Annotated in this window: 27 protein-coding genes; 17 read left to right on the plus strand and 10 right to left on the minus strand. The window is 57.9% G+C overall.

All coding sequences use genetic code 11. The annotated features are described in order from the left end of the window. Window positions 1-48 precede the first annotated feature (48 nt). The 5 genes from JNB88_RS08400 to JNB88_RS08420 form a co-directional block, all read right to left on the minus strand. Window positions 49-411 (minus strand): response regulator transcription factor, encoded by a 363-nt coding sequence (locus JNB88_RS08400; protein ID WP_148177893.1) that lies wholly within the window; start codon window positions 409-411, stop codon window positions 49-51. After that, window positions 408-3,062, minus strand: coding sequence for a PAS domain-containing protein (locus tag JNB88_RS08405; protein ID WP_223217114.1), 2,655 nt, complete (start codon window positions 3,060-3,062; stop codon window positions 408-410). The genes JNB88_RS08400 and JNB88_RS08405 overlap by 4 nt, the downstream gene beginning before the upstream one ends. 106 nt (window positions 3,063-3,168) lie before the next feature. Further along, the gene (locus tag JNB88_RS08410; RefSeq protein ID WP_113409351.1) at window positions 3,169-3,537 is read right to left on the minus strand and encodes a response regulator; all 369 of its coding nucleotides are present in this window, start codon (window positions 3,535-3,537) and stop codon (window positions 3,169-3,171) included. After that, window positions 3,534-5,918, minus strand: coding sequence for a PAS domain-containing sensor histidine kinase (locus JNB88_RS08415; protein WP_220355050.1), 2,385 nt, complete (start codon window positions 5,916-5,918; stop codon window positions 3,534-3,536). Before JNB88_RS08415 ends, JNB88_RS08410 begins: the two co-directional genes overlap by 4 nt. A gap of 4 nt (window positions 5,919-5,922) precedes the next feature. Then, on the minus strand, window positions 5,923-6,582 hold the full coding sequence (locus JNB88_RS08420; RefSeq protein ID WP_220355051.1) for an MEDS domain-containing protein: 660 nt from the start codon (window positions 6,580-6,582) through the stop codon (window positions 5,923-5,925). Between the two features lie 213 nt (window positions 6,583-6,795). On the opposite strand from JNB88_RS08420, the gene JNB88_RS08425 reads away from it, so the two are divergent. The 3 genes from JNB88_RS08425 (at window position 6,796) to JNB88_RS08435 (ending at window position 8,910) form a co-directional block, all read left to right on the plus strand. Next, window positions 6,796-7,749, plus strand: coding sequence for a LysR family transcriptional regulator (locus JNB88_RS08425; RefSeq protein WP_148177896.1), 954 nt, complete (start codon window positions 6,796-6,798; stop codon window positions 7,747-7,749). Window positions 7,750-7,867: 118 nt separating this feature from the next. Continuing rightward, on the plus strand, window positions 7,868-8,581 hold the full coding sequence (locus tag JNB88_RS08430; protein WP_148177897.1) for an SDR family NAD(P)-dependent oxidoreductase: 714 nt from the start codon (window positions 7,868-7,870) through the stop codon (window positions 8,579-8,581). A gap of 71 nt (window positions 8,582-8,652) precedes the next feature. Then, window positions 8,653-8,910, plus strand: a complete 258-nt coding sequence (locus tag JNB88_RS08435; protein ID WP_148177898.1) for a tautomerase family protein — start codon at window positions 8,653-8,655, stop codon at window positions 8,908-8,910. Window positions 8,911-8,913: 3 nt separating this feature from the next. Here JNB88_RS08435 and JNB88_RS08440 read toward each other — a convergent pair whose 3' ends face one another. After that, window positions 8,914-9,582 carry a VOC family protein gene (locus tag JNB88_RS08440; RefSeq protein ID WP_148177899.1) on the minus strand — a complete coding sequence of 223 codons (669 nt, stop codon included), beginning with the start codon at window positions 9,580-9,582 and terminating at the stop codon, window positions 8,914-8,916. A 199-nt stretch (window positions 9,583-9,781) separates the two neighbouring features. On the opposite strand from JNB88_RS08440, the gene JNB88_RS08445 reads away from it, so the two are divergent. The 12 genes from JNB88_RS08445 to JNB88_RS08495 all read left to right on the plus strand — a co-directional run bounded on the left by JNB88_RS08445 (window position 9,782) and on the right by JNB88_RS08495 (window position 18,143). Then, entirely contained in the window at window positions 9,782-11,077 is a 1,296-nt protein-coding gene (locus tag JNB88_RS08445) for an epoxide hydrolase family protein (RefSeq protein WP_220355052.1), read from the plus strand. A gap of 95 nt (window positions 11,078-11,172) precedes the next feature. Further along, on the plus strand, window positions 11,173-11,982 hold the full coding sequence (locus tag JNB88_RS08450) for an SDR family NAD(P)-dependent oxidoreductase (RefSeq protein WP_220355053.1): 810 nt from the start codon (window positions 11,173-11,175) through the stop codon (window positions 11,980-11,982). An 83-nt stretch (window positions 11,983-12,065) separates the two neighbouring features. After that, a complete protein-coding gene (locus JNB88_RS08455) occupies window positions 12,066-13,094 on the plus strand; it encodes a D-cysteine desulfhydrase family protein (protein ID WP_220355085.1) in 1,029 nt (342 codons plus the stop codon). 36 nt (window positions 13,095-13,130) lie between these two features. Continuing rightward, window positions 13,131-13,724, plus strand: a complete 594-nt coding sequence (locus tag JNB88_RS08460) for an NADPH-dependent FMN reductase (RefSeq protein ID WP_220355054.1) — start codon at window positions 13,131-13,133, stop codon at window positions 13,722-13,724. A 222-nt stretch (window positions 13,725-13,946) separates the two neighbouring features. Then, entirely contained in the window at window positions 13,947-14,117 is a 171-nt protein-coding gene (locus JNB88_RS08465) for a hypothetical protein (RefSeq protein WP_220355055.1), read from the plus strand. Window positions 14,118-14,143: 26 nt separating this feature from the next. Then, window positions 14,144-14,602: an ABC-three component system protein gene (locus tag JNB88_RS08470; protein WP_223217115.1), complete on the plus strand. Its 459-nt coding sequence runs from the start codon at window positions 14,144-14,146 to the stop codon at window positions 14,600-14,602. A gap of 32 nt (window positions 14,603-14,634) precedes the next feature. Next, a complete protein-coding gene (locus JNB88_RS34365; RefSeq protein ID WP_338110972.1) occupies window positions 14,635-14,727 on the plus strand; it encodes an ABC-three component system protein in 93 nt (30 codons plus the stop codon). Next, a complete protein-coding gene (locus JNB88_RS08475) occupies window positions 14,688-15,245 on the plus strand; it encodes an ABC-three component system middle component 5 (RefSeq protein WP_223217116.1) in 558 nt (185 codons plus the stop codon). Before JNB88_RS34365 ends, JNB88_RS08475 begins: the two co-directional genes overlap by 40 nt. A 49-nt stretch (window positions 15,246-15,294) precedes the next feature. After that, window positions 15,295-15,930, plus strand: coding sequence for an AAA family ATPase (locus JNB88_RS08480; RefSeq protein ID WP_223217126.1), 636 nt, complete (start codon window positions 15,295-15,297; stop codon window positions 15,928-15,930). A 360-nt stretch (window positions 15,931-16,290) separates the two neighbouring features. Further along, a complete protein-coding gene (locus tag JNB88_RS08485; protein ID WP_220355057.1) occupies window positions 16,291-17,160 on the plus strand; it encodes a hypothetical protein in 870 nt (289 codons plus the stop codon). Window positions 17,161-17,173: 13 nt separating this feature from the next. Then, the gene (locus JNB88_RS08490) at window positions 17,174-17,464 is read left to right on the plus strand and encodes a DCL family protein (RefSeq protein ID WP_220355058.1); all 291 of its coding nucleotides are present in this window, start codon (window positions 17,174-17,176) and stop codon (window positions 17,462-17,464) included. 22 nt (window positions 17,465-17,486) lie between these two features. Continuing rightward, window positions 17,487-18,143, plus strand: coding sequence for a hypothetical protein (locus JNB88_RS08495; protein ID WP_220355059.1), 657 nt, complete (start codon window positions 17,487-17,489; stop codon window positions 18,141-18,143). 114 nt (window positions 18,144-18,257) lie between these two features. Here the strand turns inward: JNB88_RS08495 and JNB88_RS08500 are convergent, their stop codons facing one another. From JNB88_RS08500 to JNB88_RS08510, 3 genes are read right to left on the minus strand one after another with little or no spacing between them, the layout of a single operon-like run. Then, window positions 18,258-19,244 (minus strand): enoyl-CoA hydratase/isomerase family protein, encoded by a 987-nt coding sequence (locus JNB88_RS08500; RefSeq protein WP_220355060.1) that lies wholly within the window; start codon window positions 19,242-19,244, stop codon window positions 18,258-18,260. Between the two features lie 31 nt (window positions 19,245-19,275). After that, window positions 19,276-19,746, minus strand: coding sequence for a RidA family protein (locus tag JNB88_RS08505; RefSeq protein WP_148177905.1), 471 nt, complete (start codon window positions 19,744-19,746; stop codon window positions 19,276-19,278). Next, a complete protein-coding gene (locus tag JNB88_RS08510) occupies window positions 19,740-20,465 on the minus strand; it encodes an SDR family NAD(P)-dependent oxidoreductase (protein ID WP_220355061.1) in 726 nt (241 codons plus the stop codon). The genes JNB88_RS08505 and JNB88_RS08510 overlap by 7 nt, the downstream gene beginning before the upstream one ends. 257 nt (window positions 20,466-20,722) lie before the next feature. Here JNB88_RS08510 and JNB88_RS08515 point away from each other — a divergent pair, with 257 nt between their 5' ends. Then, window positions 20,723-21,817 (plus strand): NAD(P)H-dependent flavin oxidoreductase, encoded by a 1,095-nt coding sequence (locus tag JNB88_RS08515; protein WP_148177907.1) that lies wholly within the window; start codon window positions 20,723-20,725, stop codon window positions 21,815-21,817. 163 nt (window positions 21,818-21,980) lie between these two features. Next, the gene (locus JNB88_RS08520; RefSeq protein WP_220355062.1) at window positions 21,981-23,189 is read left to right on the plus strand and encodes a YbfB/YjiJ family MFS transporter; all 1,209 of its coding nucleotides are present in this window, start codon (window positions 21,981-21,983) and stop codon (window positions 23,187-23,189) included. Here JNB88_RS08520 and JNB88_RS08525 read toward each other — a convergent pair. Further along, complete coding sequence (locus tag JNB88_RS08525; RefSeq protein ID WP_220355063.1) at window positions 23,186-23,866, minus strand: response regulator transcription factor; 681 nt, start codon at window positions 23,864-23,866, stop codon at window positions 23,186-23,188. The genes JNB88_RS08520 and JNB88_RS08525 overlap by 4 nt on opposite strands. Window positions 23,867-23,900: the final 34 nt, after the last annotated feature.

Below are 23,900 nucleotides of genomic sequence, written 5' to 3' on the forward strand. Positions count from 1 at the left end.
TTATCGCTGTGCCTTTTGCGGATCACCCACTTTGCGAACGTGACCAATCTAGTCTATCGCTGCCAGTGCCACTTGAAGTTCCTCATCGCCGAATGGTTTGAACAGGCACTCTACAGCGCCGTCCTTCATTAGTCGGGTCCGCAGGACCTCATCCTTGAGCGCAGTGATGAATATCGTCGGAACCTGGTTCCCCCGCCTCGTAAGCTCCTTGAATAGCTCGGGTCCGGTCATGCCTGGCATGGCAATGTCGAGTATCATGCCATCGCTGAATGCGAAGGCGTCAGCACGCAGGAAGGCTTCGGCCGAGCCGAAGGTATGGACATCAAATCCGAACGAACGGAGAAGGTCTGGCAGTGCCTCTCGAACGGACTCGTCATCATCAACCACGGAGATTTGTTTCCGCTTCGTCATCGCTCCCCCCTTTCCGGATTCTCTCGTGGAGCATCCGGACCATCTGGCTCAGCACCTTCAACTTCGTGCCCGGGTAAGTGGATCGGCACGGAGAAACCGACTGTCGCTCCGTGCAAGGCATTGCTCTGTGCCCACAGGCGACCACTGTGACTTTCAATAATAGAGCGGCTGACGGATAGCCCGATGCCCATTCCATCGGGCTTGGTTGTGTAGAAGGCATCAAAGATCCGCTTTGTACCATCCATCCCGAAGCCGATCCCGGTATCTTCGATGATCAAACGGACCTCTACGTCTCTGGCTTCCGTTCTAATGACGATACGGGCCGGGCGGCCCTCGACGGCTGAAGTTGCCTCGATAGCGTTGCGAAGCAGGTTCATGATCACCTGTTGCAGCTGTACTCGCGCGCCAGCGACGGTGGGGAGTGCCTTGCCGAATTCTGTTGTGACCGAAACCCGAGCTCGCTGGATCTCACTGAATGCGAGGGCTATCACCTCTGTGGCGACCTCGTTCATGTCAACGGGTTCGATCAACGGCGGCTTACGACTGAAGAGCGCTCGCAACCGGACGATGACATCCGCAGCGCGGTTGGCGTCGCGGATCATGCGCCGAGCCGTGTCCTTGGCCACTTCGAGGTTGGGGGGCTCGGTGTTGAGGACACGAAGGCACGTACTCGCATTAGTCACGATTCCAGCCAAGGGCTGGTTTACTTCGTGGGCAATGGAGGCGGTTAGCACTCCAAGGCTGGTTATCCGGGTCACGTATGAAAGTTCTGAACGGACCTCGTTTATTGCTTCCTCCGCCTTGCGGCTCTCTGTGACATCCTGGACCGCTCCAGTTAACTCCTGCTCGCCGTCCTTGGTCTTTTCACTGTGTGCGAGCACACGAACATGCTTGATGGACTGATCCGCCATTACAAGCCGGATATCGTAGTCAAAGTCGCCATTTCCTGCGCGAGCAGTTTCGATCACGCTGCAAACTTTGAGCACGCTCTCAGGATCCAACCGCGACAGCACAGTTTCAAGGGTGACGGGGTTGGCCGGATCAACGCCAAATATCCTATAAGTCTCTGCCGACCAAACAATCTCGCTGGTCTCCAGTCGCAGTGAGAAGCTGCCAGTCTTGCTTAAACGCTGTGCGTCCGCCAGGAATGCTTCGCTGCGTCTAAGTTGCTCCTCCGTTCGCTTCCGATCATCGATATCAGTCAACAGCCCGTACCAGCGGATAATCTCACCGTCGGTGTTGCGGAGCGGAAGACCCCTGAGTTGAAACCATCGCCAAACCCCATCGTGGCGCAAGAACCGGGTTTCGTAGTCATACGGCTCCCCAGTCTCAATGGAATCCATGAAGCTGTCGATGCACAGCTGTAGGTCATCTGGATGAGTGATACCGTTAGTGGCCCAGTTGTCGAGCTCATCAATTGGGCGCCGGAAGTAGTCAATTATCTGTTGGTTGCCGCCGATGAGTTTCGCATCAGGCGAGAAAATGGCGATCATCCCGGCAATGCCGTCGACTATGAACCTTGATTCCCGTTCGCGCTCGGCAAGTGCCTCTTCGGCTCGCTTGCGATCGTCGATGTCGACGTGCAAGGCGTACCAGCGAACGATCCGTCCACCATCGTCGATCAGTGGGGAACCTGTAACCTGGAACCAGCGATGGATCCCGTCTGCCCTTCGGAGCCGAACCTCGAGATCGTAGGGCTGACCGAACGTAACGGCACGATCGACTGCATCGATCATCCTTGGCATATCATCGGAATGAACGACGTCCGTGTTAGCCCAATCCCGAAGCTCTTCGATCGTGCGTCCGTAGTAGCGCAGAAGCGGACCGTTTATCGTCTCAACCTCGCCACTGATGCCGATAACGCCTATGCCCGCGGGAATACTCTCGAGGACCAATCGCGCCTCGCGTTCGCGCGCGGCTAGTTCCAGTTCCGCGCGCTTGCGGTCGTCGACGTCGACCAGGAGATGAAACCATCTCAGTATTGTGCCGTCGACGTCTCTAAGTGGGAGACCGAGAACGTTGTGCCAGCGATAGATTCCATCGTGGCGCAGGTGTCGACTTTCGACGTTGTAAAATGTCCCAGTGAGATGCGCATTTAGTTGGTCCTCAATGGTCGCTTGGAGGTCCTCCGGATGAACGACTTCCGTCGCCTTCCAGTTCTTCAACTCCTCCAGTGCCATGCCAAAGTAGTCGAGAGCCGGATTGTTGAGAGCCTCCACATCGCCTGTGGGCGTCGTCACCGCCACCGGTACCGGAATGCTGTCCACGATACGTTGAAAGTCGTTTTTGTCACGGAGACGGCTATCCACGGTACACTCAGTAGCGATGCCGTACCATCGCCGTTCGGCCGCGCCATCATTCATGGGGTTGCAGCGCAGAAGAAGCGAGCGGCTAACCCCGTCTGGAAAGGTGAGGGGAACCTCCATCTGGAATGGTTGGCTCTGATCCAACATCGATCGGAGTTTCGAGTGGAATGTCGAGCCATCAGGATGCTCGATGGCGATCGGCCAATTCCAGTCCTTTTCGCTTTGAAATTGAATGCCAATGTAATCCGCGAGCGCCCGATTTACAAAATCGATGACGCCACCGGGGTTGATGCTGAACACCATACCCGGCAAAGTGTCGAGAACTCCAACGAGCCCCGCTTCCATGACTGTCCTTTCGAGCTCGGCTTGCTTGGACAGCGTACGTTTTCGACAACCTTTCGTATATTGTCCTAAGGTGTTGGATGTGGCGGGGGCGCAGAGTAACGACGCATCAGCGCAATGCTCGATCAAGTGCGTCTTGCAATGCAACGTCGCTGAATGGTTTAAACAGGCAATCTACGGCGCCGCTCTGAAGCAGCGGAATTCGCTCGCTCTCATCTTTATGCGCGGTGATGAAGACGATGGGAATCTTCTCGCCTCGCCGGGCAAGTTCTTCCTGCAATTCCGGGCCGGACATACCAGGCATGGCAACGTCCAGAACGAGGCAGTCGGTCTTCTTCAACCATTCGGACGCAAGGAACTCGCCAGCTGACGAGAACGCACGGACGTCGAAGCCAAATATGCGGATCAAGTCGGGCAAGGCTTCTCGGACCGACTCGTCATCATCCACGATTGAAACGAGCGGCTCTTGCGTCTTCATGATGTCTTCATTCCCGGGGGCGATGGTCTGTCGACCGAGTCCTTATCGAACGGTAAAGCGAAGCCGAATATCGCGCCACCAGAAGGTATGGCCTCGGCCCACATTTTTCCTTTGTGTGCCTCGATGATCGAGCGTCTCACAGACAGCCCTATTCCCATACCGTTGGGTTTGGTCGTGTGGAATGCGTCGAACAGCCGCTCCACGTCAGTTAGTTCGAGACCGACCCCATGGTCCTCGACCACAACTCTGACCTCGTCCGGGCCCACGCCCGTGCGAATGAATATCTTCTTCTGCGTTTGGGCAGTATCGATCATTGCGTCGATCGAGTTACGAAGGAGGTTCATTACTACTTGCTGTAGTTGAACCCTGTCTCCGAGGATAAATGGCGGTGGATCGGAAAGTTCCTCGATCAGTAGAATTCTTCCCCGCCGCAGGTCACTGGACAGCAGCCCGATAACCTCGCGGATGGCTTCGTTGAGATCCAACTGCTCGACCGTCGCCGTTCCTCTCCTGAATAGGTTTCTCAGGCGCATAATCACGTCCGATGCCCGATTGCCATCGCGGATCGTCCGTTTCGCCGTCTCGACCGCCCCGTCAATGTTTGGCGGGGTCGCTGAAAGCATGCGGAGGGATGCGCTCGCATTCATGATGATGCCCGACAAAGGCTGATTGACCTCATGGGCAATAGATGCCGCCATGGTACTAAGGCTCGTGACCCTGGCAAGCTGGGCGATTCCGGTACGAAGTTTGTCGCGGGCCATTTCCGCTATTCGCTGAGCCGAGACGTCTTGAACTGCGCCGATGCATTCCATGCTGCCGTCGAGGTGCCGCACTATTCGTCCAACCACCCGGACATGTTTTACTTCGCCATCAACGAAAAGGCGGATCTCGTAGTCCGGATTGTCACCTCCCTGCCTGACATCAGCCATCTTGGTCGCAAGCAGCGGAAGATCTTCTTCATAGACCCTCTGACCTATGCCCTCGAAGTCGATCACACGACCAGTCTCGAAGCCGAAGATTCGGTTGAGCTCGTCCGAGAAAGTGATCTCGTCAGTGTCAACTTTCCAAGAGAACGTTCCGGTTCGGCTAATTCGTTGTTCCTCGCTCAGCAGAACGTCACTTCGTCGCAGATTTTCCTCGGCGATTTTCCGATCCGTGATGTCGGCGACGGCACCGATGAACTCCGGATCCGCGGGGTCGGCACCGATATTTTGCAGGACCACATGGACATATTTTGTGGCGCCGTCTGGCATGACGAGCCGATGCTCGATGTCGACGTTCTCGCCGCGGCTTATCGCGTTTGAGATTGATTCCCGGACGATCGGAAAGTCTTCGGGATGGCAGCGGTCAAAAATCATTTCCATGCTGGGCAAGATCCCCGACACTTGCCCAGCCACCCGGTATGCCTCGTCGGACCAGTATATTTCTTCGGTTGCGGGTCTCCACCACACACTCCCCGTCACGGTCAGACGCTGCGCCTGTGTCATCAATGCCGCGCTGCGGCGCAACTCTTCCTCAACCCGTCTCCGATCATCAATGTCGGTGTTGGTGCCGTACCACCGAACGACTGATCCGTCGTCGCCGTATACCGGATTGGCGCGGAACAGGAACCATCGATACTGTCCATCCCAGCGACGGAGCCAAGCCTCGGTTTCCCCCGGCGCTCCAGAAGCGAGCAGTTGCATCCATACGGTCTGCAATGCCCCAGAGTCGTCAGGATGGAGCGAAGCCGTCCATCCCCATCCTGCGGCCTGTTCGCTCGTTATTCCGAGATAGGTTAGGAAGTGCTCGTTGAAGAAATCCGCCTCGCCATCGGGCAGGGTCGACCAAGCCATCACCGGAATAGCATCCACGACCTTGCTTAGCTCGCGCGCGGCCAAGGCGCGGGTGTCGTCGCGAAACCGCAATGCTTCTGCGATGGCGACGGCAGCCTGACTGGCGGCAACGTGAAGAACGATGCGATCCTCCTCGGTGGGGAAGGATGCTGCAGTCGATCCGGCTACAAGAACTCTCGCCCTGCCATTCATGCCTATCTTTTCGATCAGCACCCTCGATGTAGAACCATCTCGCTCTACCTCGGCCTCACGGGGCCAGTCAGCTACGCTCGTCCCTAGAGTCCTCAACAAGTCACTGAACGCTTCGCGGACCGATCCCCTATCGGGACGCTGCATCAGCACTGCATCTTGCTCCTCGTGTCTGCCGACCTTGAGAACCAAGAAATCGACATCCAGGATCGCCCTCAACCCATCAAGCAGGGCAGTACAAATCTCATTGACGCTCCCCCCAGTCCATACCGCCGGGAGCGCCGTAATACTCAGGATATTGTTCATGCAACGCCGTAGTCTTTCGTTCTCCGACGCGACCATGACCATGTCTGGCATATCGTTATTCAGCAGCTGCCGACTGCCCCCCTTTTTCCGAGCGCCTCTCGCTCAGTTCCGCGAGGAACTGCGTCGGCGGGATGTAGAATGGATTCTCTCGGAGAATTCCGCCGATCAAAACAAGTGGATGCGTTCGCATGATGTTCACGACCGTCCCGCCGTCAAATCTGGCGAGGTCATACACGCAGACAACAATGTCGTCGTGTTGCTCCCATAGTTCATTGACCCGGGATTCGAACTCGATGAGGTCCTGAAGATGCTCTGGAGTGTCGGCCGCCCAATCCATGTCGCATACGATACGGCTCAATGGAAACGCACCGCTTGCGTTACCGCTCGCCATTGCGGAGAATTCTTCCACCATTCGATCTTGGTCGAATAGTCCATCCTTGAGATAAGCGTCGACTGTAGTCCGAATTTCGAGTTGCCCGGTGAGCTGCGACGCGTCGGTGTCGATCCCTTCGCACCGCAGGCGAGTGATATGGTCTTCCCGTTTGTCCGCGCTCACAAGATGGACAGCTTTGTGTTCGCAACGAAGGCCATCAAGGATGAACGGGCCGAGAATCTCAAAGCCCTCCTTTGAATTGTGGAAAAATGCGCAAATGTGCCGATGGCGACCAAGGCTCGCGCCAGCCAAGCGGATGTGGCCATGGTGCGTCGCCGTCACGGGACGCCTCGTCGTATCGAAAATCCCGATGTTATCTGGCTGCAATCGTTGTCCATCCGCACGCCATTCCAAGCCTATGCGCCCAACGCATGCATCTTTGGGTTTCTGCTGTCTATTGTCTAATGGTATCGGATGAATGGTGGTTGTCGACGCTGGTTTTGCTTCGGCATCTGTTGCAAGGATGAAAGGGTAACCATCTGCCGGAGCCGAGTAATGGATCGCATTGATGCGATGAAGGTTTTTGTCACCGCTGTAGAGGAGGGCAGTCTAGCTGCGGCCGCCAGGAAGTTGAAGCGTTCGCCTACCGCGATCAGCCGAGCTCTAGGTCTGCTTGAAGAGCACGTGGGCGTCGAACTTCTTCACCGCACTACGCGCAGTCTCAAGCTCAGCGAGGCCGGACAGCGTTACGTAGAGGTTTGCCGCAGGGTTCTGCTCGACCTTGAAGAGGCCGACATCATTGCAGGCGGCGAGCGGTCGTCGCCACGCGGCGTGCTGACAATCTCGGCGCCTCCCATCCTCGGGGAGGAAGTCCTTCGACCGATATTGGACAAATTCTTGCAGCAGCATCCGAGCGTGTCCGTCCGGCTGTTGATGCTCGACCGTTTCGTCAATCTGGTCGATGAAGGGGTCGATATTGCGCTCCGCATAGGCAACCTCACGGACTCAACGCACATTACGACCCGTATCGGAGGAGACGTCCGGCGGGTCGTCGTGGCGTCACCGGGCTATCTTGCAAATCATAAGGCAATTCGAGAGCCTGCCGACCTCCTGGGGCACGACATCATTGCATTCTCGAATTTTGGGATCGATTCCTGGAGCTTCAGCCCCGTCGGCGAAGCGACGATCCCCAGAACCGTACATTTCTCGCCGCGGTATGTCGTGAACAGTGTGCGTGCGGCCGCGGCGTCGGCCGCCGAAGGCATGGGGATAACACGGCTCTATTCATATCACGTAGCGGAACTGGTCCGAGATGGAGCCCTCCAGATAATACTACCCGCGTTCGAGCCATTGGCGCTGCCGGTCCATCTCCTAACCCCGCAGGGAAGAATTTCCGTACCGAAGGTTCGGGCTTTCGTCGATTTCGCAGGTCCAAAACTAAAGGCAGCTCTCTCGAAGATCGCCGCAGACTCCGGAGCCATGGCGCAAATTATGCCGAAAATCGGTTGATTGTCGCCCTTGCGACGGCAATTCTCCCGAATGCCAATTGCATCTAAATCAAATGCACCGACGCCGAGAGCGTAGGCACGGCCGGAAAATGGCCGAGCACTTGGAAAGGATGCAAATCATGAGCAGTCAACAGAAGGTTGTCATCATCACCGGTGCCTCACAGGGCATTGGCGAAGGCTTGGTAAAGGCATATCGCGAGCGCGGCTATAACGTCGTCGCTACATCCCGCTCGATCAAACCAAGCACCGACTCTGGTATCCATGCGGTCGCGGGAGATATTGCGAAGGCTGAAACCGCGGAACGCGCGGTACGTGAGGCGATCGATCGGTTCGGCCGGATCGACACCTTGGTCAACAATGCAGGCGTGTTTACGGCGAAGCCGTTCGTTGATTTCACCCAGGAAGACTTCGACTACAACTTCGGGGTCAATATTTCCGGCTTCTTTCACATCACTCAGCGCGCAGCGCGGGTCATGCTCGAGCAGGGTTCCGGCCATATCGTCAACATCACGACCAGCCTCGTGAACCAGCCTATCGCTGGCGTGCCAGCGGCGCTCGCCTCGCTCACCAAGGGTGGTCTGAATTCGGTGACGCAAGAGCTCGCAATCGAGTTCGCCAAAACGGGCGTTCGCGTTAATGCCGTTTCACCCGGCATCATCAAGACTCCGATGCACGCGCCTGAAACGCATGCCGCTATGTCATCTCTCCATCCGGTCGGTCGCATGGGCGAAATCAGCGATATCGTCGATGCGGTGATCTATCTGGAGAACGCCAGCTTCGTTACCGGAGAGATCCTCCATGTTGATGGCGGGCAAAACGCTGGTCGCTGGTAACGGGTGGAGGGGTGCCGATCAGATTCGATCGGCGCCCGTCCATCTCGGACAATCGATGAAAGGAAAGACAGATGCCTATCGTCACGGTTCAGGTTACCCGGGAGGGCACGACGCCCGACCGCACTTCGGTAACCGCGGAAGAAAAGGCCCGGATAATTGCCGGAGTGAGCCAGGTCATGCTCGATGTCCTGAACAAGCCTCTCGAGTCCACCTATGTCGTCATCGAAGAAGTCGATCTCGACAACTGGGGTTGGGGTGGCCTCCCGACAGCCGAATACCGAAAACTCTTTGCGGACTCCGAGAAGGGTCGAGACCGGACTGCAAAGTAGATGTCAGGTCGGAAGCTCTGAACCGGATTGCTCCGCGGTCATGTATTCTGAGTACCAATCCGGCCAGTTCTCGTCGTGCTTCCCGCCAGTTCGCTTCTCATGTTCGCCATGAGCGGCGGCGGCACGGCGAAGAGCGCTCGCGAGATCAGCGGACGAGACGTAGGAAGCCCCCTTTGCGTCTATACGGCCGGGAAGACGATTCGTGACTTCCTGGAGTATCCAGCCGTTCCCATCCGGATCGCTGAATGATGCAAAAGAGCCATAGCTGGCCCGTGATGGGTGCGGGCCGGGGAGGCGGTTTTCCGTTCCGCGACGGTGAAACACACCGCCAGCGTCATGGAAGACGCCGCTCATTTCGGCGCCGCGAGCGGCGAGAGCAGCATGAGCCAACTCGATGTCGGACACGATCAGGTGAAGTCCCTCAGCCGAGCCAGGCTGTGCGGACGTGATCCTGGATCCGAAGATGACGGAGCAGGGCGACCCGGGTGGCGTCACCTGAACCACTCGGAAGCCGTCGCTACCGGAGACGTCCGCATCCAGCCGCCAGCCGAGACCCGTATAGAAGAACTTGGCGCGGTCGACGTCGGAGACTGGAATGACGACTACCTCGAGCTTCATGTTGAGATCACTCGCTGCGTCGATCGTTGGCATGATGATTTCCTGACCGGTCATATCGATCTCCCTCGGTTGCATTCGTGGCGCGGGAGACGATGAGCCAGCGGTTGACGCATGTCCATTATCCGATGGTGTCGGCTTCTGGGCGGGCTCGGCTGATCCAAAGGTATCGCCGATACCATGGTGCAATAGCGCGGGAGCGGCGACCGACGAACCCTAGACGCAGCTGATCGCTGCCACATCAACGGAGAAGGTCATGTCACAAAATGTAGAGGCCAAGTTCATTTCTCTCGCGCCGACCCGGCGGGAGCTTCTCGCTGCCACGGCGGCGACAGCTGCGCTCAGCCTTCTGCCCGGGCGCCTTCGCGCTGCGGCTCCTGAAAACGCGATCCGGCCGTTCAAAGCGGCCATTCCGCAGAAGGATGTCGATGAGCTGCGTCGTCGCGTTCGCGCAGCTCGCTGGCCCGGGATGGAAACCGTCGGGGATCGTTCCCAAGGCGCCCAGCTGAAGAAGTTCAAGCCGCTCGTAGAATACTGGGGCACGGACTACGATTGGCGCAAAGGCGAGAAAAAGCTCAATTCGTTTCCGCAGTTTATGACGAGGATCGACGGGCTCGACATTCATTTCATCCATGTGAAGTCGAAGCACGAGAACGCGCTGCCGCTGATTATGACGCACGGTTGGCCGGGCTCGGTCCTTGAACTGATCAAGACGATCGGACCGCTGACGGATCCGACCGCTCACGGCGGAACTCCGGATGACGCGTTCCACGTCGTCATGCCGTCGATGCCTGGCTACGGCTTTTCCGAAGTTCCGTCGGAGACAGGATGGGGGCCGGATCGTATCGGTCGGGCATGGCATGTCCTGATGACGCGGCTCGGCTATGACCGCTACGTTTCTCAGGGTGGCGACTGGGGCGCTGTCATTTCCGATGCGATGGCCCGCCAAGCGCCGGAAGGGCTGCTCGGCATCCACACCAACATGCCTGCGACTGTGCCTCCCGATATTGCCAAGGCGCTGACCAATGGCGAACCCGCTCCGGCGGGGCTGTCTCCCGAGGAAAAGATCGCCTACGAACAGATGAACGCGCTCTACACCAAGGGTGCGGGATACGCCCTGATGATGGTCACCCGTCCCCAGACCCTCGGCTATGCCTTGACGGACTCTCCGGTCGGCTTGGCCGCGTGGTACTACGACAAGTTTGCCGACTGGACCTACAGTGGCGGCGATCCCGAGAAGTCGCTCACGCGCGACGAGATGCTGGACGACATCTCCCTGTACTGGTTCACCGGAACCGCCACATCGGGCGCGCGGCTCTACTGGGAGAACAATGCCAACAACTTCAACGCGGTTGATATCAAGATCCCGGCTGCCATCACCGTCTTTCCGGGCGAGATCTATCAGGCGCCGAAGAGCTGGGCCGAGAAGGCGTACCACAACCTCATCTACTACAATAAAGTCGACAGGGGCGGGCATTTCGCCGCGTGGGAAGAGCCGGACCTTTTCAGCTCCGAACTGCGGGCCGCGTTCAAGTCACTCCGGTCGGTCTAGCAGCATGGCCTGACGAGCCTCGGAGCGGGATCCGGCCAACCCGGATCCCGTCGTGGGCCAGATCAAAATATCCCTCAAACATCAGGAGACCTGAAATGACCATTATTGGGAAAGGAACCGCGCTCATCACAGGTGCGTCATCTGGCCTCGGAGCAATTTACGCAGACCGCCTCGCTCGCCGCGGCTATGACCTTGTGCTCGTGGCTAGGAACGATGATGCTCTCAGCAGGGTCGCGAAGGAACTTTCGAGCTCGACCGGACGGAAGGTGACCACAATCCGCGCCGACCTCGCGCAGCGGGATGACTTGCTGAAGATCGAAGGGATTCTGCGGAGCGATCCTACGATAACGATGCTCGTCAACAATGCAGGTGTCGGCGCCGTCGAACCTCTCCTGATGTCCGACGTCGAAGCAATGGAACGGATGATCAAGGTCAATGTCACGGCACTGACGCGCCTCGTATACGCGGCGGCACCATCGTTTGCCGCTCGCGACAACGGCACCATCATCAACATGGCATCGGCGCTCGGAATCGCGCCCGAAATTCTCAACGGGGTCTACGGGGCAACCAAGGCGTTCGTGATCGCCTTGACATTCTCCCTGCAGAAGGAGTTCGCGGATAAGAACATCAGGATCCAGGCTGTGCTTCCCGGCGCCGTGGAGACGCCTTTCTGGGATGCCTCGGGCGGGTCGTTGGATAGGCTTCCGACTGAAATCGTCATGAAACCCGAGGATACCGTCGATGCAGCACTGGCCGGGCTGGACATGGGTGAGCTTATTACGTTGCCCTCGGTGCCCGATGAAAATGACTGGAATGCTTACGAGGCAGCCCGGCAGAAACTGATGCCGAACCTGTCGCGAAGTGTTCCCGCTTCGCGCTATCACGTCTCCGCCGCGTCGCACTAGCGGCGGTCGGGAAATCGGCTGCCCCGTAGCGGGACCACCAAAACGCGGCAGCCGCAATAGTGAAAACATTGAGGGTGACGATGATGAACGACCGAGATCCTTTGCAGAGCTTTCCCCGTGAGCGACTGATGAAAGGTCCGACACCCATCCAGCGCTTGGCGCGCCTCGAGGAAGCTCTGGGCGAACGGAGTAGGGGCGTATCGATCTGGGCGAAGAGAGACGATCTCATGGAACTCGGCGGCGGCGGCAACAAGCTCCGCAAGCTTGAATTCCTCCTGGGACAGGCGAAGGCGGAGGGATGCGACACCCTCGTAGTAACTGGAGGCGTTCAATCCAACTTCGCGCGATTGGCCGCCGCGGCGTGCGCCAGGACAGGACTCGCCTGCGAGCTCGTTCTTGCTCAGATGGTCCCTAGGACGACCGAAATTTATCAGGCCAACGGCAACGTCCTTCTCGACCGTCTGTTCGGCGCCACCGTTCATATACTGGACCCGGGTGATGATGCTGGCGCCTATGCGCAGCGCCGGGTTGACGAAGTAGCCGAAACTGGCAGGAAAGCGCTTCTGGCGCCCCTTGGCGGCTCAACGACGATCGGTTGCCTCGGATACGTGGATTGCGTTTTCGAACTCGCCCGGCAATCAGACGAAATGGGCGTCGCGTTCGATCAGCTCGTGATACCGAACGGCAGCGGCGGCATGCACGCCGGGTTGGCAGCAGGCCTGGTCATTGCGGGCTCTGACCCTTCGCGGATCGCCGCGTATACGGTGCTTTCGCCTGCAGACAAGTGCCTCCCCGCAACGGCCGACAAGGTCAACGCGGTCCTGGAGCACCTCACACTCGACGCTCGCGTGAGCGCGGAGGACCTCCGGATAAGCGGCGCTCAACTGGGCGAAGGCTACGGCATGCCGACCTCCAGCATGATCGACGCGGTCGAACTTCTCGCAAGATCAGAAGGGCTTCTCGTCGATCCGGTCTATGGCGGCAAGGCCTTGGCAGGTTTGCTATCCGACATCGAAAGCGGGGCAATCGGGCCTCACTCCAACGTGCTCTTCATCATGACCGGAGGTTCGCCCGGCCTATACGCATACGCGGATGTTCTCGCCGCGAAATAATTCCCACTGATCCCAACTCCAAACCAAGAGGTTACAATGTCAAACAAGCCCAAGATCGCCCTGATAATCGGCTCCACCCGTCCGACGCGGTTCGCCGACAAGCCTGCGCAGTGGATGCTGAAGCAGGCCCAGCAGCGCAGCGACATCGATGTCGAAGTCGTCGATCTGCGCGATCATCCGCTGCCGTTCTTCGATGAAGTGGCGTCGAACGCATGGGCGCCCAGCAAGAGCGCCGAGGCTATCCGCTGGCAAGAAACCGTGGGCCGCTATGACGGCTACATCTTCGTGGTTTCCGAGTATAATCACTCTATCACTGGCGTTCTCAAGAACGCGCTTGACCAGGCATATGTCGAGTGGGGCCGCAAGCCCTTCACCGCAATCGCCTACGGAAGCATGGGCGGAGCACGCGCGCTCGAGCATCTGCGCGGCATCGGCGTAGAGCTCCAAATGGTTTCGACCCACGCCGCGGTACACATCGGCGCCGGCGATTTCTTCGCGACGTCTCCGCTTGGCGGCAACAAGCCAATCGAGGAAATCGAGGCCAATCTCTTGCCGTCGGCTAAGACTGCGCTCGACGAGCTGGTGTGGTGGGCGAAGGCCACGATGGCGGCAAGGTCTACACAGGATTGAACCTGGAAAAGTAGATGTCGTCACACAAAGTGAGGCGACATCTACAGCATTTTCTATCCCTACAAAGAGGCTTGGCCTTAATTAGCTGAGGAACTCAACGGTATTGAGGTTCGCAGGCGGATCCTTTCGGGAAGGGTAACCTCGGCATTGAATCCACAACCTACGCTATTGCAGTGAAGGAAAAAGACAGGCACATATTCTAGCGAATGGTTGGGGAATCATATGAGCTTTGATTTGTGGAATTTCCTTGGCGGCCTGCTTTCGGGGCTTGTCGGAGGATCGCTGCTGACCTTGCAGCTTACCAAGACGATGCGCGCCGACCGTCATGGGAACAGCGTTGATCAATCCGGAGCAAAGGCTCGCGGAGACATCGTAGGCCGCGACAAGCGGTAATTTGCGCGAAGCACGCTGTCTTGCCCATGAGCATTGCGACCAGCCACGGAAACATCTCAAACCAGCAGAATGTACGCGCCGGCGGCCCAGTCGTCGGGCGAGACTACTATAACGTCGAAGCCAAGAAGAGCTTGATCGAGAGGCTGCTCCAAAAGCTGAAAGAGCAGTACGACTGCAACGAGCAGACGCAGACAACGATAGACGAGCTTGCTCGTTATCACACTCGACGTGCCCCCGACGGCATTGATGGTCTCGAAGCCAAGCTCGCAGTCAGCGGGCGTTCCGCCTACTATGACGATGCTATCGAAAAGAAGGAGATGTTCGCGAAACTTCTCGAAACTTGGTCGCTTTACTCATCCGCTCAGGAGATCTTCGTCCATATCTTGGCCAAGGCCGAGAATGAGTTCACCCAGGTGATCTACGGCCAGATCCCCAAAAAGGAACCCGAGGAAATTAACGCGATGGTTATCGACCGGATCGCGTGAATCCTATCGTTGAAGAATGCGGTGGCGACCTAATGGCCGTGAACCACAACCTGGTGCAAGGCATGGTATACTGGCTTGCAGAGCAATGTTTCATCAAGTGGCATCATGGCGTGGTTGCAAAATGACGCAGCTCACTTACAACGAGGCCTTTGATCCATATCATGCCGCATTCCGGTTTCTTAGGCTTCACTTAGCTTGCGACATGATCACGAGGGTGCCATTCGACACGATCCGAATCCTTGATTTCTACCTGCTCTTCCCGTTCCGGCTTCAAAAAATGAAGTTCTTCGACCAGGATGCGGGTTGGAGAAGGGTGAGCAAGTCATACGTCGAACAAGCACCATATGGCGCCATGCCGGATGATCCCGTCATCTTCTCTCGCATGGAACCGTTTCAGCGAGCGGCCGCGACCAGCCTCGTCCTCAGTGGCTATCTCAGCCCAGAGGCATGGGATCGTAACGAGGTTCAATTTACAAAACAGGCAATTCCGGATCCGCTCAAATATCGGTGCTTCGAACTGAATACCCGAATGAACGACATACTGGAGATCCTTTGTCAGATTCGCGCTAGGTATCCGCTCGGGGGCAAAGACGGGCTCAAGGACCGCACAAATCTTCTGGAGTATCGGTATGATACGCTATGAGCCTTCCCTCGTGGTCAAGCGCCTCGTTGTGAAGCGCGGTAGCCACACGATGTACAACGAAGCTTTTCATACGGGCGTGAACGTAGTCAGAGGCGACAACTCCTCGGGCAAGTCCACAATAATGAACTTCATTTTCTTCGGTCTAGGGGGCAACCTTGACCGCTCCGCTTGGAGTGAGCACGCGCTGAAATGCGATCACGTATGGCTCGAGGTCGAATTCAACGGCGACCCTGCGGTGCTCCGCCGGGAAATCGATGTTTCCTCGCAATCCGCCATGGAGATTTTTGGCGGACGCTATGGGCAAGCACTGGAGGCGCCGATAGAAGCTTGGCACCGATACCCGTATTCTCGGTCAACGAGCCAGGAAAGCTTCTCTCAGGCGATCTTCCGGCTCCTGGAAATGCCCGATGTTGCAGTCGAGGGCACGTCGAACATAACCATCCACCAAATCCTACGCTTGCTCTATGCAGATCAGCTCTCTCCCACGGCCTCTTCCGCTTCGAAGGGTTCGACTCTGAAAACCTTCGCGAGGCGGTGGGCAACCTTCTTTGCGGCGCGTTCGACACCGAGATTTACGAACTTCAGCAACGCAGGCGGACAAAGGAGAAAGAATCACCGAGGCAAACGCGGAGCTGCGGAGCATCTTCAAGGTCCTCGGAGGCGGCGACGAGAGTATGACACTTGACTGGATCGAGCAGCGTCGCAAGAGTTTGGTCGAAGAGCGCGCCGATACTTCGGCGCGGCTTGTTGAGGCGGAGGAAGCTTTCTATTCAACCCAATCCTCGGAAAAGATAACGCTTCAGGTTCAGAACGATCTCTACAAGCAGGTTCAGAAACTGCAGGCAGACATCCGGGTGAAGCAAGCCGAGGTAGATTCCGTTGAATTCGAGATATCGGATTCAGCGTCTTTCATCCGGACCTTGTCATCCCGGCTCGAAGCACTGCGAGACGCAGATCTGACCGCAAGCGTAGTGGGCAACGTGCGATTTGGAACGTGCCCCGCCTGCTACGCGGAAGTTATCGAGCACGATCATGGGGTGGACGCTTGTCACCTGTGCAAGACGCGCCACTGGACGCAGAACGTGCGCGCGAACGAGTTGTCGGCATTATCAACGAGATATCGATACAGATAAAGCAATCGCAGCGCCTTCAGACAATCCGGGCGGAGCGCCTCGATAAGCATCAGGCCACTCTGAAAGCCTTGACAGCAAGCTGGCGACAAAAATCAAAGGAACTTGCCGATCTTAGCTCTGTACCAACATCCAAGGCTCGCGAACAGCTTCGCGAACTGCAGCGGAAGCTCGGCTATATCGACAAGTCCATTGAGGACATCGAGGCTCAGGTCAAGCTGGCCAATAAGATCGGCCACCTATCCGCGCGTAAGGCGCAGCTCGATCAAGAGATGCAGTCGTTGGGTTCCCGCATTGCCTCGCTTCAGCTCAGTCAAACCGATCGGCTCCGGACAGCCAGGACGAGCATTGAGAAGAACATTATCGAAATCCTGCAAGGAGATCTCAAACGTCAGGACACTTTCGAGAATCCTGAGCATGTGCACTTCTCTTTTGCGAAAAACTCCATCACCGTTGACGAGCACACTTATTTTTCCGCAAGCTCTCGCGTCATTTTGAAGGCCGCCTTCCTCGTCGGCTTCTTAAAGGCCGCTCTTTATGATCGGAAATTCCGTCACCCTCGCTTTCTCATGATCGACATCACTGAAGACAAAGGTATCGAGCAAGCCCGGAGTCATAATTTCCAAAAGCAGGTGATAGAAATTTCGGACCAGTCGCCCGTCGAGCATCAGATCATCATCGCGACAGCCATGCCTTGGCCGGAGATAAGACAGGAGCTTTTTGTCGGGCGGCATTCGACACGTCTTCAGGGTACTCTCGCCTTCCTCCCGACCAACTTAAATTGATGGAAGTGCTTTCATGGCGAAACCTCAACCCGTTTATATTGCTGGTCATCAGTTTCCTCGCAAGACAGATGCATTGGCTTTCCTCAAAGTCATGCTCAACCGCTATAAACCTGGGCAAGCAGTATCGGATGTCGACGGAGCGTTTCTTTTCGAGGCACTGAAACGTCATCCTGAAGCAGCCACTAAGATCGGATCCGGGTTGAAGGGTTTCGAGGTGAGGTCAGCCGACTACGGTACCCAATGCTTTTGGATATTGCGGGCGGACGGTTCTGAGGAACGTTTTTCCTACAGGAGTTGCATCTGATTGCTGCAGGGTGGGCGCACTAATGGTGATCAAAAACGCGGGAGAGGTGAAAGTTAGCGTACCGGTTGTTCCCGCACGCTCGCAGCTGATCGCTCCAGGTAGGACGAAAGAAGACTGGCATAACTTTGCGGAGAGACTTGTTCCCGGTGGTGACGGAGGTCCATGGAAGGAGGCTTTCGAGGGCTTCCTGTTGGCGCGTCTGCAAAGTCGATACATAACTCCTATTGCCGCTGTGCGAGACGCTTTGAAGTGGAACGGGGAAGGATTCGCGATCGTCTCGATTCAATGCGCGCTCATAGAATTCCTGGCGGCTCTCCGTGAAGGTAAAAGGTTCCGCTACGAAAATCCAAAGCCGCCGCATGAATATCGGAATAGCAGGGACCTCTTTTGTGACTTCCTGCGAAGAACGGCCCCCTTCGCCAGTATGTTTACCAAAGCACAGGCGTGGGACTTCTATGGGAATGTCCGTTGTGGACTCCTCCACGAAGCGAGGACAAAGGGCGAATGGATCGTATGGGCCAGCGGCTCGCCTGCCGTGGACTGTCAGCGGAAGATTGTCTATCGCGACAGCTTTCAAGAACTCATAGAGAGCTACATCCGAGACTACGGCCGCGCCCTAGTGGGAAACGCGCTCCTACAGGAGGCATTTCTCAGAAAGTTCAACGATCTCGCGGACTAGGAGTGTTTAGAGGTCAGGTCGACTGGGAACGAAATCAGCAACTCTTACCATTTTCCAAGTTTGTGTCGGCACCCGCGCAACCTACCGAACTCATGCGCGGGTGCCGTCCTTGGCCTACTTTTCGGCCAAGGTTCCAGTGTAGTGCCCAAGACGGGCTTCGATGTCCGTGTTCGTCTGCAGGCCCATCTCCATCAGGCGGCCGATATTCTTCTGCGCCACGGGCCGCTGAACAGACGAGATGAACGCATCCCAGCCTGCGCCGATCTCGGGATCGCTGGGGAGGCTGGCGAAGTCGACCAGCCGCTTGGTGTCGGCGATCGCCTGCCTGTCGAACCCGGAGATGCGTGCGGCAAGTGCATCGACGAACGGATCCAGCTTGTCATCATCGAACGAGCGGTTGACGTAGCCGTACTTCTCGGCGAGGTCGCCATCGACATCGTCCGAACCGAGCAGGACCTCGAGAGCGCGACCGCGTCCCATCAGCCGTGGCAGCCGAGCCATGGGGCCGCCGCCGGGCACGAATCCCGCGCCGACTTCCCACTGCGAAAGGATCGCTTTCTCACGGCTGGCGAAACGCATGTCGCTCGCCAGGGCAAGCTCGCTACCGACGCCAGTGGCTCTGCCGCGGATGAGCGCGATCGACACGATGGGTGCTTTGCTGATGCGAACCAGCATGTCGGGCAGGGGGTGCAGGCCCGTCTGCCCAGCAGGGAGACTGGTGGACTCGGCGAGCGGCGGCGTGAAGTTGTAGTGGGTCAGAAAGAAGCCGCGGACGGCACTGTCGAAAACCACCACCCGCAGCTTGGGATCGGTCTCGATTTCGGCGACCACCTTTTCCATCTGCGGAATCGTTTCCGGACCGAAGATGTTGAAGGGCGGATTGTCGAAAGTCACGCGCCAGTAGGCGGGCGTGCGCTTCTCGACACGGATCTGCGGCCGCTCGCTGCCCGGCGTGGACTTGATGTCTGCAGGCTTGCTGCTCGTCTCGGCGACCATGGTCTGGCCGGAAAGTGCCAGCCCCGGAAGCATGAGCAGGGCGGCGGCGGTCAGGAATTTCGACGAAATCGCAGTCCCAACGGATCGATTTGAGTTCGGTTTCATTGCGGTCTCCATGGTTGCTGAGCGGGAATGGCTATGGATTGATGTCGAGAACGAGCTCGACTTCGAGCGGCATCCCCAGCGGAATGCTGGAAACACCGAGCACAATGCGCGGCGGAAGGCGGCTCTGGCCGAAGACCGAAAGCAGAAGCTCGGAAGCTCCATCTGCGACCTTGGGGTGTTCGCGAAAGTCGTCGGGGGCGGCTATGTACACACCCAGCTTGGCTACGGTGCGTATGCGATCGAGAGATCCGAGATGCGCCCGCGCGGCCGCCAATCCACTCAGGCAGGCGGTCTTCGCTGCATCGTAACCTTCGGTAACGGAGAGCTCGCTGCCAACGCGTCCGATGTACTGTGGTGCATGTCCGACAACAGGGAGCATGCCACTTAGGAAGAGAAGCGAGCCGACCTGAACAGTCTCGACATAAGCCCCGAACGGGGTCGGCGGCGGCGGGAGCACCAGTGAGCTCTCCAGGATTCGCGCCTCAGCGCTCACCGCTACCATTTGCCGAGATGTGCGCCGTTGTCGACGTGCAGCACCTCCCCAGTGATATTGGACGCTTCCGTGAGGTAAATCACGCCATCCACGATTTCCTGCACCGCCGTGATGGTACCCATCGGCGACAAGGATCGAAGGTAGTCCCGTGAACCCGTAGCGTGGAGCGGTGTGTCGACAACGCCCGGCGAAACCGCGTTCACCCGGATGTTGTCGCTGGCGAATTCCAGCGCCAGGCTCTTGGTGATTGCGTTCAGACCACCCTTAGTGATCATCGGCAGGGATGCCTTCACCCCGGCGATCGGGTGGTCGGTCAGCGAAGACGTAATCGTGACGACGCTTCCACCGGATCTCTGCCGAAGCATCTGTCTGACCGCGTGTTTCGTGAAGTGGACGAAGCCTTCGAGATTGGTCGCCGAGAGACGCCGGAAGTCCTCGATCGTGTATTCGAGAAACGGCTTGGTGAAGAAGACGCCCGCGTTGTTTACCAGGGCATCGATGGAGCCGAACTGTTCGACAGCTACCTGGGAGACCCGCTCCGCCGTCTTGGGATCACCAACGTCGCCATCGATAAGCTCCAGCCTTCCCGCACGATCAAACGACGTCGCTTCGCTGATCCGCCGAGACGTCGCGACGACGCTCCAGCCTTTGTCGAGGAACGCCTTCACGAGCCCGGCGCCGATGCCCTGCGATGCACCGGTAATCACAACCGTCTTGTGCACACTCATTTTGTGCTGCCTCCATTTGCTTTTCCGAGCGACAGCGTCCGACGAAGGACGCCGGAGTATCGTAGCTGTCGAATTTGGGCTTCCCCGTGGGACGCTGGTGGCAACTCTCGCGCCAAAGGATGTGCGGACGCTATTGTACGAAGGTGTCTCCGATACCTTTGGATCGGTTAGGGCTGATGACGGACACCAAGGTCCAATAGACCCCCGTTGCCTCTTCAAATAACTCTTGGAGCGCAGCGCATTGAACGGAGCCTGAAATGAGAACGTGGCATGATCGCCGGATCCTCAACCTTCTGGAAATCGAGATTCCCGTCATACAGGCGCCGATGGCCGGAGCGACAACGGCAGAAATGGTGATCGCCGCTTCCGAAGCTGGTGGCTTGGGTTCGCTGCCAAGCGCGCAGTACTCGGCTCAGCAACTGCATGAGGCGCTCTCGCAGATTACTGCGAGAACGTCCAAGTCAGTCAATGTGAATTTCTTCAGCCACGTGGCGCCTGAGGCGGATCCTGCTGGTCAGATGCGGTGGCGGGCTCTCTTGGCGCCGTATTTCGTTGAACTTGGCCTTGACCCTGCCGCCCCGATCAGCGGCCCCGGACGGGCGCCCTTCGATAACGAGTTCTGTGAGGTCGTAGAAGAGTTCCGCCCCAAGGTGGTGAGCTTCCATTTCGGTCTTCCCGACCGAAAACTTGTTAACCGGGTGAAAGCCGCGGGGGCCAAAGTGCTGTCGTCCGCGACCACCGTTGCCGAGGCTGTCTGGCTCGAGGCGCATGGTGTCGATGCCGTGATCGCAATGGGTTACGAGGCTGGTGGGCACCGGGGGAACTTTCTTACGCAGGACATGAGCACCCAGGTAGGAACGATGGCGCTCGTTCCGCAGGTCGTGGACGCGGTTAAGGTTCCGGTTATTGCTGCCGGAGGAATCGCGGATGGCCGCGGAGTAGCGGCGGCGCTGATGCTCGGAGCGTCGGCGGTGCAGATTGGTACTGCCTACCTCCTGACTCCGGAGGCCAAAATTCCGGATCTGCATGCTGATGCACTACGTCGTGCAGGCGACGCGAGCACGGCCATCACCAATGTCTTTACGGGACGGCCCGCAAGAGGAGTTGTAAACCGCTTGATGCGAGAACTGGGCCCGCTTTCGGACGTGGCGCCCGCGTTCCCAACCGCCGGGGTGGCGCTCGCCGCCATCCGCTCGAAGGCGGAGGTGGAAGGACGAAATGATTTCACCAACCTCTGGGCGGGGCAGGCCGTCGGATTGGCGCGACGCCTTTCCTCAGCAGAGCTTACATTGAAGCTGTTCGAGGACGCGATGGCAGCCTTGGACGCGGGTTCGGCCAAAGGTCGAATCTAGCCGCGCGCGGCAGACTGTCTGCCGCAGCGCGACAATTAAGACAGCGGCCCGAGCGCATATTTTGGGTGCGGCAGAGACGCCAAACTGGCGAGCCATCCCAAGGAGCTTCCTGCCAAGTCATATCAGTTCAGCAATCAGACCGTCTTACGCCGGAGGCATCCCCATGTCGCGACGAGTGTCCAATCAACTTATAATCATTCTTGCAGGATCCGCTTCTCTCGCAATCGCGATGGGTGTTGGTCGTTTTGCGTTCACGCCAATTTTGCCGATGATGCTGCACGATGGAACGGTCGATCTCGCTTTTGCGGGACGGCTCGCAACCGCAAACTACGTCGGCTATCTCGTCGGGGCGCTGGGGGCGATGCTTATACCGAAAGCGTGGTCCCAGACGGCGATCATCAAATCCGCTCTCGTCCTGACCATCGTGCTGACCGCGCTGATGGCGCTGCCGCTTCCGTCGACATGGATAGGACTGCGATTTTTCGCGGGTGTCGCGTCGGCGATTGGCTTCGTATTTACGTCGGGCTGGTGCTTGGCGCAGCTCTCCGGGGCACCCGGCTCGATCGGCAGTGCAATCTTCACCGGGCCAGGAGCTGGGATTGCGATATCGGGTCTGGCGGCCAGCGCAATGACAGCGTTGAGCTTCACCGGGCAGTGGGGATGGACGGCATTTGCCATCATTTCGGCGGTGACCAGCGCAGTAATCTGGCGTGTCTTTCGAAAGTCTGGCAGAGATGCGGAGCCATTTTATGTCGGCAGCGCGGGGACGCCGGGTCGGGTCCCGCGAGCAGAAATGCCTATGTTCGCCGTGGCCTACGGGCTCGCTGGTTTCGGCTACATCGTGACTGCGACATACCTTCCTGTCATCGCGAAGAACGCAATACCGGATTCTCCTTTGCTGACGGTCTTCTGGCCGCTGCTTGGCGTTTCAGCCGTAGTGGGTTCACTTCTGGCGTCGCGTGTGCGGAAGAACGCCGACGCTCGACTGTACCTCGTCGGTTCGTATCTCGTGCAGGCGGCAGGCGTAGCAGTGTCCGTCGTTTGGGAGGACGCAGTCGGTCTTGGCCTAAGCAGCATTCTGGTCGGTGTCCCGTTCACCGCGATCAGCTATTTTGCCATGAACGAGATCAGAAGGATCCGGTCAAGTCATCACGCGCGCTACATGGGGCTGCTGACGGCGATGTTCGCAGTCGGCCAGATCCTGGGGCCGCCAGTCGTAGGCGCAATATTCGCCCGACAAGAAAACTCCGACAGTGCCTTTGCTCTCGCCCTAGGCATTGCAAGCATAACGTTGGTCGTAGGGGCCGTGATACTGGTGGCGATGATCGTAATGTTCCCGGCCAGAGTCCATCATAGGCCTCAGGAGCGCTAGTGAACCTCTCGACCGTCATCAAGCCTGAGCTTTGCCGCCATGTTTACAAGATCCGGGAGAGAGCGGGCGCTCATTTTCCGCATCACCTGGCCGCGGTGCGCCTTGACTGTGATCTCGCTTATGTCGAGCTCGAACGCGACCTGCTTGTTCAATAGACCCTTCACAACCCCCGACATGACCTCGCGTTCCCGCGGGGTCAAGGCATCGTAGCAGGCCTGGAGACGCATCAGTTCCTCCTCGTCGCGAATGAGTTCCTGGCTTTGGACAAGGGCCGACTGTATCGCGGCTAGAAGTGCCTCGGCGTCGATCGGCTTCGTCAGAAAATCCAAAGCGCCGCCTTTCAAAGCCTTCACGGTCATTGGCACGTCGCCGAACCCAGATACGAAGATAATCGGCGTTCGGTTCCCACCCTTGGTGATCAAGGACTGGAGATCCAGGCCGTTGAGCCCCGGCATATTGACGTCCAGCACGAGGCAGCTCGGTCCCGCAACTGGCGTTGCCGCCAGGAATGACTGGGCTGAGTCAAAAAGAATTGGCCGCCAGCCTGCAGAACCAATCAAGAGATCGAGGGATTCCCTAACTGAAATGTCGTCGTCAACCACGAACACCGTCGGTCCGCTCAGACTGTTCAGAGGCGCGGGAGTCGCATGATTCATCGCCGAGGTCATCCGGTACATGTGCTGCCTCCTTAAGAGGGCGCAAGCTCATCGA

It is taken from the genome of Rhizobium cauense, from assembly GCF_019511525.1.
In the GTDB taxonomy this organism is placed as follows: Bacteria; Pseudomonadota; Alphaproteobacteria; order Rhizobiales; family Rhizobiaceae; genus Rhizobium; species Rhizobium cauense.

Excerpts from the sequence above, each read along its gene's own strand:
- JNB88_RS08515 (WP_148177907.1), top strand. The coding sequence starts at position 20,723 with ATGAGAACGTGGCATGATCGCCGGATCCTCAACCTTCTGGAAATCGAG.
- JNB88_RS08445 (WP_220355052.1), top strand. The coding sequence starts at position 9,782 with ATGTCACAAAATGTAGAGGCCAAGTTCATTTCTCTCGCGCCGACCCGG.
- JNB88_RS08410 (WP_113409351.1), bottom strand. The coding sequence starts at position 3,537 with ATGAAGACGCAAGAGCCGCTCGTTTCAATCGTGGATGATGACGAGTCG.
- JNB88_RS08440 (WP_148177899.1), bottom strand. The coding sequence starts at position 9,582 with ATGACCGGTCAGGAAATCATCATGCCAACGATCGACGCAGCGAGTGAT.
- JNB88_RS08470 (WP_223217115.1), top strand. The coding sequence starts at position 14,144 with ATGAGCATTGCGACCAGCCACGGAAACATCTCAAACCAGCAGAATGTA.
- JNB88_RS08435 (WP_148177898.1), top strand. The coding sequence starts at position 8,653 with ATGCCTATCGTCACGGTTCAGGTTACCCGGGAGGGCACGACGCCCGAC.
- JNB88_RS08495 (WP_220355059.1), top strand. The coding sequence starts at position 17,487 with ATGGTGATCAAAAACGCGGGAGAGGTGAAAGTTAGCGTACCGGTTGTT.
- JNB88_RS34365 (WP_338110972.1), top strand. The coding sequence starts at position 14,635 with ATGGCCGTGAACCACAACCTGGTGCAAGGCATGGTATACTGGCTTGCA.
- JNB88_RS08465 (WP_220355055.1), top strand. The coding sequence starts at position 13,947 with ATGAGCTTTGATTTGTGGAATTTCCTTGGCGGCCTGCTTTCGGGGCTT.
- JNB88_RS08475 (WP_223217116.1), top strand. The coding sequence starts at position 14,688 with ATGTTTCATCAAGTGGCATCATGGCGTGGTTGCAAAATGACGCAGCTC.
- JNB88_RS08405 (WP_223217114.1), bottom strand. The coding sequence starts at position 3,062 with ATGGAAGCGGGGCTCGTTGGAGTTCTCGACACTTTGCCGGGTATGGTG.
- JNB88_RS08455 (WP_220355085.1), top strand. The coding sequence starts at position 12,066 with ATGAACGACCGAGATCCTTTGCAGAGCTTTCCCCGTGAGCGACTGATG.
- JNB88_RS08525 (WP_220355063.1), bottom strand. The coding sequence starts at position 23,866 with ATGTACCGGATGACCTCGGCGATGAATCATGCGACTCCCGCGCCTCTG.
- JNB88_RS08510 (WP_220355061.1), bottom strand. The coding sequence starts at position 20,465 with ATGAGTGTGCACAAGACGGTTGTGATTACCGGTGCATCGCAGGGCATC.
- JNB88_RS08415 (WP_220355050.1), bottom strand. The coding sequence starts at position 5,918 with ATGCCAGACATGGTCATGGTCGCGTCGGAGAACGAAAGACTACGGCGT.
- JNB88_RS08520 (WP_220355062.1), top strand. The coding sequence starts at position 21,981 with ATGTCGCGACGAGTGTCCAATCAACTTATAATCATTCTTGCAGGATCC.
- JNB88_RS08450 (WP_220355053.1), top strand. The coding sequence starts at position 11,173 with ATGACCATTATTGGGAAAGGAACCGCGCTCATCACAGGTGCGTCATCT.
- JNB88_RS08460 (WP_220355054.1), top strand. The coding sequence starts at position 13,131 with ATGTCAAACAAGCCCAAGATCGCCCTGATAATCGGCTCCACCCGTCCG.
- JNB88_RS08505 (WP_148177905.1), bottom strand. The coding sequence starts at position 19,746 with ATGGTAGCGGTGAGCGCTGAGGCGCGAATCCTGGAGAGCTCACTGGTG.
- JNB88_RS08490 (WP_220355058.1), top strand. The coding sequence starts at position 17,174 with ATGGCGAAACCTCAACCCGTTTATATTGCTGGTCATCAGTTTCCTCGC.
- JNB88_RS08430 (WP_148177897.1), top strand. The coding sequence starts at position 7,868 with ATGAGCAGTCAACAGAAGGTTGTCATCATCACCGGTGCCTCACAGGGC.
- JNB88_RS08400 (WP_148177893.1), bottom strand. The coding sequence starts at position 411 with ATGACGAAGCGGAAACAAATCTCCGTGGTTGATGATGACGAGTCCGTT.
- JNB88_RS08500 (WP_220355060.1), bottom strand. The coding sequence starts at position 19,244 with ATGAAACCGAACTCAAATCGATCCGTTGGGACTGCGATTTCGTCGAAA.
- JNB88_RS08425 (WP_148177896.1), top strand. The coding sequence starts at position 6,796 with ATGGATCGCATTGATGCGATGAAGGTTTTTGTCACCGCTGTAGAGGAG.
- JNB88_RS08480 (WP_223217126.1), top strand. The coding sequence starts at position 15,295 with ATGTACAACGAAGCTTTTCATACGGGCGTGAACGTAGTCAGAGGCGAC.